Annotated in this window: 16 protein-coding genes; all 16 read left to right on the forward strand. The window is 60.0% G+C overall.

The annotated features are described in order from the left end of the window. Positions 1–104: 104 nt before the first annotated feature. Positions 105–1,013, forward strand: a complete 909-nt coding sequence (locus RL_RS03775; protein ID WP_011650481.1) for a flagellin — start codon at positions 105–107, stop codon at positions 1,011–1,013. A gap of 244 nt (positions 1,014–1,257) precedes the next feature. Next, a complete protein-coding gene (locus RL_RS03780) occupies positions 1,258–2,169 on the forward strand; it encodes a flagellin (protein WP_003545550.1) in 912 nt (303 codons plus the stop codon). A 300-nt stretch (positions 2,170–2,469) separates the two neighbouring features. Continuing rightward, entirely contained in the window at positions 2,470–3,432 is a 963-nt protein-coding gene (locus RL_RS03785) for a flagellin (protein WP_003545552.1), read from the forward strand. Positions 3,433–3,633: 201 nt separating this feature from the next. Then, a complete protein-coding gene (locus tag RL_RS03790) occupies positions 3,634–4,263 on the forward strand; it encodes a hypothetical protein (RefSeq protein WP_011650482.1) in 630 nt (209 codons plus the stop codon). After that, on the forward strand, positions 4,260–5,591 hold the full coding sequence (locus RL_RS03795; RefSeq protein WP_011650483.1) for a MotB family protein: 1,332 nt from the start codon (positions 4,260–4,262) through the stop codon (positions 5,589–5,591). Before RL_RS03790 ends, RL_RS03795 begins: the two co-directional genes overlap by 4 nt. 4 nt (positions 5,592–5,595) lie before the next feature. Continuing rightward, positions 5,596–6,891 (forward strand): chemotaxis protein MotC, encoded by a 1,296-nt coding sequence (gene motC, locus RL_RS03800; RefSeq protein WP_011650484.1) that lies wholly within the window; start codon positions 5,596–5,598, stop codon positions 6,889–6,891. Next, positions 6,888–8,321, forward strand: a complete 1,434-nt coding sequence (locus RL_RS03805; RefSeq protein ID WP_011650485.1) for a flagellar hook-length control protein FliK — start codon at positions 6,888–6,890, stop codon at positions 8,319–8,321. Before motC ends, RL_RS03805 begins: the two co-directional genes overlap by 4 nt. Then, on the forward strand, positions 8,269–8,826 hold the full coding sequence (locus RL_RS03810) for a transglycosylase SLT domain-containing protein (protein WP_003545557.1): 558 nt from the start codon (positions 8,269–8,271) through the stop codon (positions 8,824–8,826). The genes RL_RS03805 and RL_RS03810 overlap by 53 nt, the downstream gene beginning before the upstream one ends. A gap of 280 nt (positions 8,827–9,106) precedes the next feature. After that, positions 9,107–9,778 (forward strand): transcriptional activator Rem, encoded by a 672-nt coding sequence (locus RL_RS03815; RefSeq protein ID WP_003545558.1) that lies wholly within the window; start codon positions 9,107–9,109, stop codon positions 9,776–9,778. A gap of 125 nt (positions 9,779–9,903) precedes the next feature. Beyond that, on the forward strand, positions 9,904–11,205 hold the full coding sequence (locus tag RL_RS03820; protein WP_003545559.1) for a flagellar hook protein FlgE: 1,302 nt from the start codon (positions 9,904–9,906) through the stop codon (positions 11,203–11,205). Between the two features lie 19 nt (positions 11,206–11,224). Continuing rightward, a complete protein-coding gene (gene flgK, locus RL_RS03825; RefSeq protein ID WP_011650487.1) occupies positions 11,225–12,712 on the forward strand; it encodes a flagellar hook-associated protein FlgK in 1,488 nt (495 codons plus the stop codon). 3 nt (positions 12,713–12,715) lie between these two features. After that, the gene (locus tag RL_RS03830; RefSeq protein WP_011650488.1) at positions 12,716–13,762 is read left to right on the forward strand and encodes a flagellar hook-associated family protein; all 1,047 of its coding nucleotides are present in this window, start codon (positions 12,716–12,718) and stop codon (positions 13,760–13,762) included. 34 nt (positions 13,763–13,796) lie between these two features. After that, positions 13,797–14,144 (forward strand): flagellar biosynthesis regulator FlaF, encoded by a 348-nt coding sequence (gene flaF, locus RL_RS03835; RefSeq protein WP_003545562.1) that lies wholly within the window; start codon positions 13,797–13,799, stop codon positions 14,142–14,144. After that, positions 14,141–14,590, forward strand: coding sequence for a flagellar biosynthesis repressor FlbT (flbT, locus tag RL_RS03840; protein WP_011650489.1), 450 nt, complete (start codon positions 14,141–14,143; stop codon positions 14,588–14,590). The genes flaF and flbT overlap by 4 nt, the downstream gene beginning before the upstream one ends. Continuing rightward, positions 14,581–15,009, forward strand: a complete 429-nt coding sequence (gene flgD / locus RL_RS03845; protein WP_011650490.1) for a flagellar hook assembly protein FlgD — start codon at positions 14,581–14,583, stop codon at positions 15,007–15,009. Before flbT ends, flgD begins: the two co-directional genes overlap by 10 nt. Positions 15,010–15,108: 99 nt before the next feature. Beyond that, on the forward strand, positions 15,109–15,375 hold the full coding sequence (gene fliQ, locus RL_RS03850; protein WP_009992823.1) for a flagellar biosynthesis protein FliQ: 267 nt from the start codon (positions 15,109–15,111) through the stop codon (positions 15,373–15,375). The last annotated feature ends 155 nt before the right edge of the window (positions 15,376–15,530 follow it).

Consider the following 15,530-nt stretch of genomic DNA (forward strand, 5'->3'; position numbering starts at 1 on the left):
AACCTTAACAGAAATGGTTAACAGGCATGATGCTGATCGCTGTGGGCCGGCCGAAAATCCGGAATGTCCCTGTTTAAAATCTGCCAACAAGGGGCAAGCAAACTATGACGAGCATCAACACCAATAACGCTGCAATGGCAGCCCTCCAGACTCTCCGTGGCATCAACCAGGGTCTCCAAGAAACCCAGGCCCACGTTTCGTCCGGCTATCGCGTCGGCAAGGCTTCCGACAACGCTGCTTACTGGTCGATCGCAACGACCATGCGTTCGGACAACAAGGCTCTCTCGGCTGTCTCCGACGCTCTCGGCCTCGGCGCTGCAAAGGTCGACACCGCTTACTCCGCCATGGACAGCGCCATCGACGTCGTCGGCGACATCAAGGCGAAGCTCGTTGCCGCCACTGAAAGCGGCGTCGACAAGGCCAAGGTCCAGGAAGAAATCAGCCAGTTGCAGCAGCAGCTCCTGAGCGTCGCTCAGTCGGCTTCCTTCTCCGGTGAAAACTGGGTTGCTGGCGCTGACGGCACCAAGAACGTCGTTGCCTCCTTCGTCCGCGACGGCTCCAACGCCGTTTCGGTCGTGATGACCGACTATGTTCTCGACAGCTCCTCCATGGGCAACGTTCTGTTCGGCATGAGCGTCGGCTCGGTCGAAACCTCCACGGGTATCCTCGGTACTTCGAATGGTGCGACCGGTTCTGTCTACGCAATGGACATCACCAACTTCACCCTCGGCGAAATCCAGTCGGCTCTGACCAACGTTGAATCGGCTCTGAAGGCGATGACCAGCGCCGGCGCTCAGCTCGGCTCGATCTCCAAGCGCATCGAACTGCAGGAAAACTTCGTCTCCGCTCTCAGCGACTCGATCGACTCCGGTGTCGGCCGTCTCGTCGACGCCAACATGGAAGAAGAGTCCTCCAAGCTCAGCGCCCTGCAGACCCAGCAGCAGCTGGCCGTCCAGTCGCTGTCGATCGCGAACTCCTCTTCGCAGACCATCCTCACGCTGTTCCGCGGCTAATAACCCTCGGAAACATCAGCCCGCCGGTCTCCGGCGGGCATGGTATCGAGCCGCGCTCCGATGGAGCGCGGCTTTTTTAATGGCTGTTAACCAATGATTAACCATAATGCTGTTTTCTGCGTCCAACGAGGCGGTGAGTTAACCAAATTTAAGAACCGGTTAACAGGCATGAAGCTGATCCCCGTTCCCGGTGGCCTTCCGGAATGTCCCTTTTTTCCATTTGCCAACGAGGGGCAATCATTTCATGACCAGCATTTTGACAAACGTCGCGGCGATGGCCGCTCTCCAGACACTCCGCGGCATCAACGACAGCCTTGAGGACACGCAGAACCGCGTATCATCGGGTTACCGCGTCGAAAAGGCGGCCGACAACGCCGCTTACTGGTCGATCGCAACGACCATGCGTTCCGACAACAAGGCACTTTCTGCCGTTTCCGACGCTCTTGGCCTCGGCGCCGCCAAGGTCGACACCGCTTACTCCGCCATGGACAGTGCCATCGATGTCATCAGCGAGATCAAGGCGAAGATCGTCGCTGCAACCGAAAAGGGTGTCGACAAGGCTAAAGTGCAGGAAGAAATCGGCCAGCTGCAGCAACAGCTCCTGAGCATCGCGCAATCGGCTTCCTTCTCCGGTGAAAACTGGGTTGCCGGCGCTGACGGCACAAAGAGCGTCGTTTCCTCGTTCGTCCGCGATGGCAACGGCAATGTCTCGGTCAAGACGACGGACTACATTCTGGACACGAGCTCGGCGGGCAACGTTCTCTTCGGCATGGACTCGACCGGCGCGATCGAGACCAGCTCCGGCCTTATCGGCACATCATCCGGTACGATCGGCTCGATCTACTCGATGGACATCACCAACTTCGATTCGCCTGAGATCTCCATGGCCCTGACGTCAATCGAGGCAGGCCTTGAGGCGATGACCAAGGCTGCATCGCAGCTCGGCTCTATTTCCACTCGCATTGAGCTGCAGGAAGGCTTCGTCAGCGCGCTTAGCGATTCGATCGACTCCGGTGTCGGCCGCCTCGTCGACGCCAATATGGAAGAAGAATCCTCCAAGCTCAGCGCCCTGCAGACCCAGCAACAGCTGGCCATCCAGTCGCTGTCGATCGCCAACTCCAGCGCTCAGAACATCCTCACGCTGTTCCGCAGCTAAGTCAGGCGCTGAAGCTGGACCGAATCTTGCGCCATCGTCTGGCAGCACGTGTAAAGCCTCCCGGACCGCGCCCGAAACGGCGCGGTTCTTTCTTTTATATCAATAGTTTGACCGAAATTTCTGTTCACGCGCCAAGCTCGGCGCCGCGCTCTTGCCCAACAGGTTGATATCGAGTTAACTTCGCTTTGAGTTGATTTGCTTTTGCGACACACCGGTGGAAACCCTGCCGGAGGCATGACGCCACACCAGTCGCCGCCGGCAATCCGGCCTGCCCTTTCACCCCGATTCCGAGACCTGTCGATGACCGTTAAGATTACCAGCGCGGCCGCGGTGAATGCGCTTGCGGTGCTGCGCAGCATCAACAAAGAAGCCAGCCAGACCCAACAGCAAGTGTCCTCGGGATATCGTATCGAGACGGCCGCCGACGATGCGTCCTACTGGTCGGTCGCGACCGTCATGCGTTCGGACAGCACCAATCTCGGAACGGTCGGAGATGCGCTCGGTCTTGGCGCTGCCAAGGTGGATGCGACCTATACGGCGATGAACTCGGCGATCGATCTCATAGGTGAGATTCGCGCCAAGCTGGTTTCGGCAAGAGAGCCGGGCACCGACAAGGACAAGATCAACGCCGAGATCAGTGAATACAAAGAGCAGTTGCAGACGATAGTCGAATCGACGTCGTTTGCGGGAGAGAACTGGCTGTTGAACGGCGACACTGCTGCGCCGCCGACATGGTCGATCATTTCCGGTTTCGTGCGCGCTCCGACCGGCGAATACCAGGCCCAGACCATAGATTTCCCATCGTCGCAGACCATCCTCATCGACAAGAACAATGCGAGCGGCGGCCTGTTGACCAAGTCGGTCGATGCCAACGCGATCAACAACAGCGGTGCGACGTCGCGCAACTACTATCTTTTGAACGCCAACTCGACCACGCCGGCGACAGGTACGGAAATTGCGATCGACAACAACACGACCGATGCGCAACTCACCGACATGCTTGACGTCACCGACGCGCTTCTCTCCTCGCTGACGACGACGGCCGCGTCCATCGGCGTGATGAAGACGCGCATCGACGATCAGATCGACTATACCGCCGATCTGGCCGATTCGATCGACAAGAGCGTCGGCGCGCTCGTCGACACCGACATGGACGAAGCTTCGATCCGGCAGAAGGCGATCGAGACCCAGAAGCAGATGGCCGTCGAAGCGATCTCGATCCTCAACACGGCCGCAAGCAAGATCCTGATCCTGCTGGAATAGGGGTGGGCGCGATCACGGTGGCGGCGGCGCCATTCATCCTCGCGCAAGTTTGACTGCCTAGTTTCCGGCATGAAGGCATCGTCCGAATCCATGCCGGTGCAGGGTCAGGCCCTTGCCCGTTTCGAAGGGGATGCCGGCGCGCAAGGTCACTTTAAGCGGGGGCGGGCATGCTGCATGCCTCCCGAATGCTGGATGGTTTTTATGAGCATTACGCTTTCCCGGTATTTGAAGGATTTCGGTGAACCGGAATCGTCAGCGCCGATCCTCGACATGAACGATTTCGGTGGCGACGATTTCCCCGAAATGCCGAGCGAACCGGCAATCGACGTCGAGGCGGAGCGCCGCGAAGCCTACGCGGAAGGTCATGCCGCAGCGACCGTGGAATTGACCGAGAAATACGAACGCGAGGCGCGGACGCTGGCGGAGGTCCATGCGCGTGAACTGGATGAACTGAAGCTTCGCTACGAAGTCGAGGCGGCGGCGGTCATTGCATCCCGCATCCGCGATATTGCAGAAGAGGTCGCTCAGCTGGTCAGCGCCGGCGCTGCTCAGGTCATCGCGCCTGTAATGACGGAAGCGCTCGCCGCGAAGGCTGCCGAAAGCCTCGCCGCCCTGCTGCGTGATGCGATCCTCGAAGGCGCGGCCGGGGCGATCGTCGTCAGGGGCTCGACCCGCCTTTTCGATATATTGAAGGCCGAGCTCGGCGAACATGCCGGCGCGGTTCGCCACCTTGAGACCGACGATATCGATCTTGCCGTCGAAATCGGTGATTCCGTTATCGTCACCCGTATGTCCGCCTGGGCGGCCAGCTTGAAGAAAGTTCTGGAATGAGCGAAGGCGAAAACCACCACCACGGCAAGAACGAGATCATCATCGTCAAGAGACATGGCGGCGGTGATCACGATGGCGCCCATGGCGGTGCGTGGAAAATTGCCTATGCCGACTTCATGACGGCGATGATGGCGTTCTTCCTGGTCATGTGGCTGGTCAATGCCGCCAACGAGGAGACCAAGGCCTCGGTCGCGACCTATTTCAATCCGATCAAGCTCTCCGACGAAAAGCCGACCGAGAAGGGCCTGAAGAAGCCCGTCGACAACGCCGAGGGTGAGGAGAAGCAGGAGAAGTCGAAACAGAAGGAAGAAGATCCGAACGACGGCAAGGCCGCGGCGGATGGTGACGACCAGACATCGACCTCCGGCGACCAAACCAATTATTCCGAGGCCGATTTCTTCGAAAACCCCTATTCGGTTCTTGCCGAGATCGCCCAGGAAGTCGGCCAGCAGGCCAATGTCAGCGCCAAGGGCGATGGCGGTGCCGCCGATTCCGGCCCGGCCACCGGCGCCGATGGCGGCGAGGCCTATCGTGATCCCTTCGATCCGGATTTCTGGACGAAACAGGTCGAGGTCACGACGGCCGGCAAGCCGTTGCCGCCCGGCAAGAGCGACGAGCAGGCGGTCGAGAGCGAGACAACCGAGATCGCCAAGCTTGAGGACGCCAAGCCGATACCGCTGACCACCGATCAGAAGGCCGCCCAGGAAACCAAAGAAACGAAGGAAACCAAGGGCGCGGTCGGGGCTAAGGACGGCAAGACGCCGGGTGGCAGGTCGCCTGAGGACAAGAAGGCCGAAGCTCAGAAAGACGCCGATCATCAGAAGGATGCGGACAAGAGTGCCGCCGAGACCGAGCAGCAGCAGAAGAAGGAAGCCGAGCAGCTGCAGGCGCAGATCGCCCAGCAGATCGGCGGCGTGGCCGGCAAGCTCGCCGAAGGCCTGACAGTGACGGCGTCCGAAGGCGGATTGCTGGTCAGCATCTCCGACCAGACCGACGATTCGATGTTCAATATCGGTTCTGCCGTTCCGCGCCAGGAAATGGTGCTCGCCATGGAAAAGATCGGCGCGATCCTGAAGGAGCGGGGTGGTGCGGTTGCCATCCGCGGCCACACGGACGGTCGCCAGTATAAGGGCACGCAGAACGAGAACTGGCGGCTTTCGATGGACCGCGCCCAGAGCGCCTACTACATGCTTGTACGTGGCGGGCTCGACGAGAAACGCATCTCCCAGGTCTCCGGCTTCGCCGACCGTCGGCTGAAGCTGCCGTCTGACCCGTTCAACGCGACCAACCGCCGGATCGAGATTCTGGTGCAGGCGGATCAAGGATAGTCGAATGGCGCGTCGGCAGCATCGTTACGTCGGATTTGTGGCCCTCGGCCTGGCGATGCTTTCGCCGGCCGCAGCCAATGCGCAGGATTCGGACGATCTCGCGCCCTACAAGATGCTGCGGTCGCTGCAATTCGTGCAGGATTCCGTCGTTACCGGCGATCATTCGGCCGGTGAGATGCAGCGCTTCATGCTGGGCACGATCGACACGCGGCTGCGCACCGTCGAACCGTCGATCTTCGACGACGACCGCAATGTCGACGCAGCGCTGATCTACACGATGAGCGGCGGCAATCCCCAGACGCTCGAATATCTGATCGCCCACGACGTCAACGGCTATTTCGACAACCGCGTTACCGACGTGCTGCGCAAATATCTGAGCGGCAAGGGCCTCCTCGTCGCCAAGACGCTGCAGGAGACCGCCAGGGAATATCGCGACAAGAAGATCGGACCCTATCTTGCGCTGATCGGCGGCAACGTGCTGATCGCGACGAAACCGACAGACGCGCTGGATCTCTACGACCAGGCGCGTCTTGCCGCCCCGGGTACGATCGTCGAGGAGGCGGCGTTGCGCCGCTCAGTCGCCATTTGCGTCGACAAGGGGATGCTCGACAGGGGAATGGCCTATTCGCAACGCTATGTCAGACGATTCCTGCATTCGCCCTATGCCAGCCAGTTCGCCGATCTTTTCGTCACCCTCGTCGTCGGCCACGATCACGACGTGAAACCGCAGGATGTCATCGACATCCTGTCCTTCATGGACGCACCGCGCCAACGCGAGGTCTATCTGCGCATCGCCCGCGCCGCCGCGATATCAGGCAAGCCGGAGCTGGCGCGCATGGCGGTCGGACGCGTGCAGTCGCTTGGCGGCGGCACCGACAATGCTTTCGGTCCGCTCGCAGATTTCTATGGCGGCATGGCCGGCCTTCCCACGGAGGATATCGATCAGGCAGCAAAGAATGTCAGCGGCATCGACGGCAACGCGCTGTCGCGGCGGGATCAGGCGCTGCAGGAGGCGGCGCGATCCGTTGCCGAGCAGATCCTGCGCGCTCCCGACCCGGCAAGCTTGACGCAAGCCTCCAATCTTAACACTGATCATCAAGAAATCACTTCTGAAAAGGCTGCGGCGATAGCCATGCAACCGGGAGCGCCAGGCGCGCTTTCCGAGCCTGTTCCGGGAGGTGTGGCATCGACTGGCCAAAGCCAGGATACCGACCCCTCATTCAACGCATTTGTGACGACCAGTCGATCCAAGCTCGACGAGATCGACGGTCTTCTGGCGCAAGAAGGCAACGAACAATGATGGATATAAGCGTCTCGGGCGGAGCCTCCGGTACGGAGACGGCTGCGGTTGCGAAATCCGCGCGACTGGCCGGAAAAGGTGATGCCGACGGCCAGAAGAACGGCTTCTTCGACGCGCTTGCCAAGGCAGGCAGCGATGCCGTCAATGACGAGCCCGACGATGCGCAGCCGGATCAGGGCGTGGCTGCCGATGGCGGCGCCGAGAAAGTGGCGCGGACGATCCGCGGCCGCAGCAGTGCAAAGCCGTTGATCGACCTTAGCGACGCCGCGCTGAAGGCACAGGCCGAGGTGCAGCCGGAAACGATTGCCAGTGTTGAAAAGGCCACGACAAAGCCCGCAAAGGCTGAGGTCAAAATGCCGGCCGATCTCGCCTTCGGCAAGCTCGATCCGGAGGACAGTCCCGCAGACGAGGTCGCTCCGGCAGCCAAGGGCGGCAAACACACCAAGGCCGACGCGTTGGAAACCGATACGGACAAGGTCAGCGACGATGATGACGGCGGCATTTCCGATGTCCTGGGTCTGCTGAAGCAGGAGCCTGCCGACGGGACCGTGACTTTGCCGGCGGCCACCGCACATCACCTCTCCGCCAAGGTCGATGAGGCTGGAGCGGGCGACAAGAAACTCGATAGTATCGAAGCCAAGGCGGGCGGCCATGCGTCCGACGCTCTTGCCGCGGTCAGCGGCAATAACGAGAGCGGCAAGGCGAATGACATCAAGGTTCCCGGATCGGAGACTGCCGAAGCCGCCGATGGCAAGACATTCAGGTTGAGCCGCGCCGATGGCCGCGGCGTGTCGATGGATGTCCACATCGGCACGGATCAGGCCGGGCCGAAAGATGGCACGACGAAGGCCGATGTCGAAAACGTTTCGGTGCTCGAATCGCGCCGCTATATCGGCCTGATGCAGAATACGAATTCCGCCGCCGTCACCGCCGCTCTCGCCGGCGATTCCGAATGGGCGCGCGCCATGGAGCCGAGCTCGGCGCTCTCCAACGCGGCGGAATGGACGAGCACCGGCAAGGTGGTCAATACGTTGAAGATCCAGATGAACCCGCTCGATCTCGGCCTGGTGACGGCGACCATGCGCCTGTCCGGCGACGCCCTGAACATCGACCTCAAGGTCGATACCGGAGCGGCCTATCGTCAAATGAAGGAAGATCACGGCAAGATTCTCGAAGCTCTGCGCAGCCAGGGTTACGCGGTCGAAAACGTCACCATCAGCATGGCGCCGGTCGAGCGTCCCGACGCCGGCAATCAGGGCCAGGCCTCTCAGCAGCAGTCGCTTCCTCAACAGGGGCAGGGCGGCGAGGCGCGCGAGCGCCAAAATCAGACGGCACAGCGGACGGACGGAGGCTTCAATGGCGCAGGCGATACCAGTATTGAAGACACTCGTTCTGGCGGCAGCAGCGGCACTGGCGGCGTTTACCTCTGAGGCAATCGCCTCCACCGGCGCCTGCGAACGCGAGATCCAGTCGGCAGCGGCCAAATACGGCATCCCGGAAGGCATCCTCTATTCGGTCGGTCTGACGGAGACCGGCCGCAAGGGCTCGCTCTATCCCTACGCCATGAACGTCGAAGGCAAGGCGATCTTTCCGCCCTCGGAGCAGGACGCGATGCGGCAGTTCGATGTCGCCCGCAACAGCGGCGCCAAGCTCATCGACATCGGCTGCATGCAGATCAACCATTACTTTCACGGCGAGAATTTCCGCTCCGCCGAGGAGATGTTCGACCCGCATCGCAACGTCGAGTATGCGGCAAAATTCCTCCGCAATCTGCATGACCGTCACGAGACATGGACGATGGCGGTAGCCAGATACCATGCCGGACCCAACAACAATCCGGCGCAGAAGCAATATGTCTGCCGCGTTATCTCCAATCTCGTCGCCACCGGCTACGGCAAGTGGACTCTCAATGCGAGTAACTTTTGTCGAAATTGATTCAACCGAAGATGGAATAGGCGTATTGTGACGAAACTGTGTCACAATGTGGCGGGAATCCGGCGGGAATCTCCCGCGCAAGTCATATTTAACCGACTGTTAACTTTTCCACGAAATTTTGGTGTGCATAAGCAGGCATACCCACTAGATATAGATCAAATCGCTACCCAGATCTTAATCAATTATTAGTTTCTGCCATTAACTTTAACGAGTTGTCGCCGATTCGTGCGATTCGTACCCATAGATCATCGAAGTGCCACACTGATTCGGAGGCGGACGAATGATCGTAGTGGTTGATGAGCGTGAGCTCGTGAAAGATGGATACACATCTCTGTTCGGTCGTGAGGGCATTCCCTCCACCGGCTTTGATCCTGCGGAATTCGGCGAGTGGGTACAGACCGCCGCCGATTCCGATATAGCTGCAGTCGAGGCCTTTCTGATCGGTCAGGGCCAGCGCAACTTCGAACTGCCCCGGGCGATCCGGGATCGGTCGATGGCGCCGGTGATTGCGGTCAGCGACCAGCACTCGCTCGAAAACACCCTTGCGCTTTTCGATTGCGGCGTCGACGACGTGGTGCGCAAACCGGTGCATCCCCGCGAGATCCTCGCAAGGGCGGCGGCGATCCGGCGCCGGCTGAAGGCGATCACCAACTACACCGAGATCGGCGGGATCCGCGTCTTCTCGGATGGTCGTGACCCCGAGATCAACGGCGAAGTCTTCGCACTTCCCCGGCGCGAGCGCCGCATCCTCGAATATTTGATCGCCAATCGCGGTCGCCGGGTCACCAAGACCCAGATCTTCAACGCCATCTACGGCATCTTCGATGAAGAGGTCGAGGAGAATGTCGTCGAAAGCCACATCTCGAAGCTGCGCAAGAAGCTGCGCAAAAAGCTCGGCGTCGATCCGGTCGATTCCAAGCGCTTCCTTGGCTACTGCATCGATTGGGCCTGATTTCTCGGCCGGGCGGCGGCGCCCGGCTGAACGTCAATATTGGCCTCGCAACTCGCCATGACAGACAGCTTCACGCAAGGCCCGACAAATACTCTCGTGCATAACAGGTAAAACGAGGTTTTCAGATGAGCATTTTCGGCAGCATGAAGACGGCAGTATCGGGGATGAACGCGCAGGCCAACCGCCTCAGCACCGTCGCCGACAACATCGCCAACGTTAACACCACCGGTTACAAGGCTGTGTCGACGAGCTTCTCGTCGCTGGTTCTGCCCTCCTCGGGCGGCAACTACAATTCCGGCGGCGTTCAGACCTCGGTCCGCCAGGCCGTTTCCGACCAGGGCGATATTTCCTACACCACCTCGAGCACCGACCTCGCGATCTCGGGCGACGGCTTCTTCATCGTCCAGGGTGCGGACGGTACGCCGGTCCTGACCCGCGCCGGCGACTTCACCAAGGACGACGAAGGCAACCTCGTCAACGCCGCCGGCTTTCAGCTGATGGGTTATTCCTATGACGCCGGCTCTCCCGCCGTCGTCGTCAACGGCTTCGATGGCCTCGTTCCCGTCAATGTCAATCAGGAAGGGCTGACCGCCATCGCCTCGACATCAGGGGTCTTCAAGGGCAACCTCGATTCCGGCGCCAATGTCGTTTCGACCGCGGCGGATCGCCCGAGCGCCAACAGTGCCACCACGACAGCCGACACCAAGAAGTTCTCGATGGTCGCCTACGACTCTCTCGGCAACAAGGTGATGTACGACTTCTATTTCACGAAGACCTCGGTCACGACACCGCCGCCGGCAACTCCTGCGACTGCCAGCACCTGGGAAGTTGCGATCTTCCGCAACGCCGATGCTGCGACGGGCGGCACGACCTCCTTCCCTTACAGCACCGCCGCTATCGGCACGACCACGCTCGATTTCGACGCCACTGGAAAAATAACCAACTCGACGGGTGCCGTCACGATCGACGATACGGCGAGGACCGGCCAGATGATCGACATGGATCTCACGGGCTTCACGCAGCTCGGCGCCGACTTTGCCGGCACCGGTACGCCGAACGGCCAGGCCGCCAGCCCGGTCAAGGACGTCACCGTCGACGGTGACGGCATCGTCTACGCCAAATACGAGGATGGCAGCACCAAGCCGCTCTACCGCATTCCGCTGGCCAACGTCGCGAGCCCGGACAAGCTGACGCTGATGAGCGGCAACGTCTACAGCGCCAACGGCCAGTCGGGCGTCACTGTCACCGGCTTCCCGCAGACCAACGGTCTCGGCACGATCAAGGCAGGTGCCCTCGAAGGCTCGAATGTCGACCTCGCCGGCGAGCTGACCGAGATGATCGAATCGCAACGCAGCTATACCGCCAATTCCAAGGTGTTCCAGACGGGTTCCGACATTATGGACGTTCTCGTCAACCTCAAGAGATAAGCAAGGTACCGTGTAAGCCATGTCGCTCACGTCAGCACTTAATACCGCGCAGAGCATATTCAACAATACGGGCACTCAGAGCAGTGTCGTATCGAACAATATCTCGAATGCCGGCAACAAAGATTACGTGCGCCGGCAGGCGATGCTCACCACGTCCTTGAATGGCGCGCAGGTCGTCAAGATCGACCGGGCGCAGGAAGAGGCGCTGCTGCGCCAATACCTGAAGACATCCTCTCAGGACAGCGCCCAGCAGACCCTGCTGAGCGGTCTCGAGGACCTGAAGTCGATCGTGGGTGGCAACGACTACGAAACGTCGCCATCCACCTATCTCGGTGTTTTCCAGCAGAAGCTTCAGGCCTTCCGCACGACGCCGGGCAGCACTGTCGCCGCTCAGGGCGCCATCACCGCCGCCCAGGACGTCGCCAACTCGCTGAACAATGCCTCGCAATCCGTTCAGAACGTTCGCGCCACCGCCGACAAGCAGATCGCCACTGACGTCGATAAGCTGAATACACTTCTCAGCGACTTCGAGAAGGCCAACAACGCGGTGAAGACCGCCACGTCCTCGGGTGCGGATGCCTCCGGCGCTCTCGACGAACGTGAAAAGGCTCTCAAGCAGATTTCGCAGATCGTCGGTGTCAACACAACGACGCGCGACAATAACGACATGGTGCTGAGCACGTCTGACGGGACGATCCTCTTCGAGACGATCCCGCGCGAGGTGACGTTCAAGTCTCAGGACGTCTATACCGCGACCATCGCCGGCAACTCGGTCTATGTTGACGGTGTGGCACTACCGCGCGGCAGCGGATCGACGACGACGGGGCAGGGAAGCCTTCAGTCTCTCCTCCAGGTGCGCGACGAAATCGCCCCGAACTTCCAGAAGCAGCTCGACGAAGTCGCTCGCGGCCTGGTCTCGCTCTTCAAGGAGCAGAACACGGTGGCCGGTCCGGCCTATGTGCCAGGCCTCTTCACCTGGAGCGGCGGCACGGTCGATACCGGCGCCACCGCGGTTGCCGGCATGGCGGCGACCATCACGGTCAGCAGCCGCGTCATCACCTCGCAAGGCGGCGATCCGATGCGCCTGCGCGATGGTGGCATCAACTTGACCGGGCTCGTCCTGAACACGTCAGGCGCCAGCGGTTATACGACTGAACTCGATCGTCTCTATACCGCATTGGGCTCCGACATCGATTTCGACCCAGCGGCGGGGACGCCGGTCGGGTTCGACGCCACGACCGGCATCGATTCAAACGTCAGCATCATGGAATTCGCCACGAATTCCCTCGGCTGGCTCGAACAGTACCGCAGCAATGCCACGACAGCGGCGGAGAACACCTCGGCGGCGCTGTCACGCTCCGACGAAGCCTATTCCAACGAGACGGGCGTCAACCTGGATGAGGAGCTGACGCTGCTCCTCGACATAGAGCAGTCCTACAAGGCGGCGACCAAGATCCTGAACGCCGTTGACGAAATGTTGAAGTCATTGCTGGATATTGCGAGTTAAGCCATGAAGAGCTCATTTATTTCAAGTTCGGCCATTCAGAATGCGATGCGGTTGACGATCCGTCAGGCGCAGAACCAGATGACGAAGGCGACGATGGAAGCGACGACGGGAGTCTATGCCGATATCGGTGTCTCGCTCGGCGGCAACGCCGCCAGGAGCGTCGACTTCAGCCGCGAGGTCGACCGGATAGCCTCGATCAAATCAAGCAATTCGCTTGTCACCGCGCGCATGGAATCCTCGCAGCTCGGCCTTTCCAAGATGAAGGACGTCGGCGACGGCCTCGTTTCGAAGCTGACGGCTCTCCAGGGCAGCCACGACCCAGGCAGCATCACCGTCGCCATCCAGTCGGCGACCAGCGCGCTCTCCACCATGATGGACACGGCCAATACCATGGTGAACGGCGAATATCTGTTCTCCGGCATCAATACCGATGTTCAGCCACTCACCGACAAGACCGCCGCGACGAGCGCTGACATCGTCACCGCATTGAACACGTATGCGACAGGTCTCGGCAAGTCGGTAAGTGATCTCACGGGCACCGAAATGGAGACCTTCATCACCACGACGGTAGAGCCGATGTTCACCGAGGCGGCCTGGACCGACCCGACGACCGGCTGGTCGCAGGCATCGAGCCAGAACATGACGAGCCGCATCAGCAACTCCGAAGTGATCGAATCCTCGACCAATGCCAATTCCGAGGGCATGCGTTACTTCGCGCTCGCCTCGGTGATGACCTCGGCACTGTTGGGCCAGGGCCTCAGCAGCGATGCGATGAGTACTGTGTCCAAGCAGGCGATCAGCTATACGACGAAGGCGACCAGCGGCCTCGTGACCCAGGCAAGCCAGCTCGGCCTTTCCCAAGAGCGCGTCAAGAAGTCCAACGACGCCCTCGACGCCCAGTCCAACATCATCAAGAACAAGCTCGTCGATCTCCAAGGCGTCGATCCCTACGAAGCCTCGACCCTCGTCAAGACCTTGGAAACGCAGCTTGAAACCGCTTACACGATCGTCTCGAAGATCCAGCAGTTGAGTCTTGTAAACTACCTTTGATGAGCAAAGGCGCGCAATAAAGAAGGATGCATGAATGTATCAGTTCTCATATGCCGAAGTCATGCAGGACTCGGTGGCCGACGCGAAAGAGCGGGAATGGCAGGTTCTTGACCGGTCCATAGACCTGCTGTCGTTGGCGCGCGAAAAGGAAAAATACGGCCGGGAAGCCATTGAAGCCCTGTTTTATACCCGCCGGGTGTGGATCAGCTTCATCGAGGATCTGAAACATCCCGACAACCAGCTGGAGATCGAGCTCAGGGCCAACCTCATCTCGATCGCGATCTGGATATTGAAGGAATGCGACAGGATCAGAAAACGTCAGTCTAATAACTACCAGGGCATCATCGACGTTACCACCATCATCAGGGATGGACTTAAATGAAAAGTACACTTCGCATTTCTCTGAAAGCCGGAGAAAGAATCTTCATCAACGGCGCCGTCCTGCGCGTGGACCGGAAGGTCGCGCTGGAATTCCTGAATGATGTGACGTTCCTTCTCGAAAACCATGTCCTCCAGCCGGAGGGAGCCACGACGCCGCTGCGTCAGCTCTATTTCATCGCGCAGATGATCCTCATCAACCCTGAGGGCAAGGACCATTCGACGGCGTTGTTCCGCAAGTCGATCACCATGCTGCTCTCCTGCTTCAGGAACGAGGAGATCCTCGCCGAACTGAAGCGCATCGATGCGCTCGTCTCGACCGGCCGCGCCTTCGACGCGCTCAAGGCGATCCGCGGTCTCTACGCGATCGAAGACAATATCCTCAACAACCACGAAATGCCGCCGACGATGGTCGAGCAGATTCGCAGGGAGATTGCACCATGGCGGTAGATGCAACATCGAGCGTGAGCACGTCGAGCACGACAAGCACGACGAGCACGGCCCAGTCGAAGGCGACGCTGAACTACGACAATTTCCTTCAACTGCTCATCGCGCAGATGAAGAACCAGGATCCGACCGATCCGGTCGACGCCAGCGAGCAGATGTCGCAGCTGGCGAGCTTCTCGCAGGTCGAGCAGACGATCCAAACCAACACCAAGCTCGACACGCTGCTCGCAAGCTCGAGCCTCACCCAGGCCAGCAGCTACGTCGGCAAATATATGGAAAGCGCCGACGGCACCGTCAAAGGCACCATCGAATCCGTCAAGGTTTATTCGGACGGAATCATAGCGACGACCACGGATGGTGGTAATATACTCGTGCAGGCGGGAATCACTATTGCCGACAAGGCGCCGACCAGCGATACCTGATACCCAAGGCGCCGGTGCGCCGCATAGCTCGGGTGATACCAATCAATGGCGGTCCGGCCTTGGCGGGGCCGCTTCAAGGCGATATGAGGTTGCCTTCGGATGAATGAAGCTGATGCATTGGATCTGTTTCAGGCGGCGATCTGGACCGTCCTGATTGCCGCCGGTCCCGCCGTCATCGCGGCGATGGTGGTGGGTCTCGTCATTGCCTTGATCCAGGCGCTGACCCAGGTGCAGGAAGCGACACTGACCTTCGTGCCGAAGATCGTCGCCGTGCTGATCACGGTCGGCGTCACGGCGCCGTTCGTCGGCTCGCAGATCTCGATTTTCACCAATCTGGTCTTCTCGCGCATCCAGTCCGGCTTCTAGAGCAATTCCAGCAAAAGTGTGCAGCGGTTTTGCGTCCGGGATTGCGTAGAAACAAAGGCTAGAGCGGTTCTACCCTTCCATGAGAAGCTGAACCGCTCTGAGCCACCTTCGCGCAAGCTTCGCCATTTAACTCTCGATCCGAATTGGGCGGGCTG

The organism is Rhizobium johnstonii 3841 (assembly GCF_000009265.1).
GTDB classification, from domain to species: Bacteria; Pseudomonadota; Alphaproteobacteria; order Rhizobiales; family Rhizobiaceae; genus Rhizobium; species Rhizobium acaciae.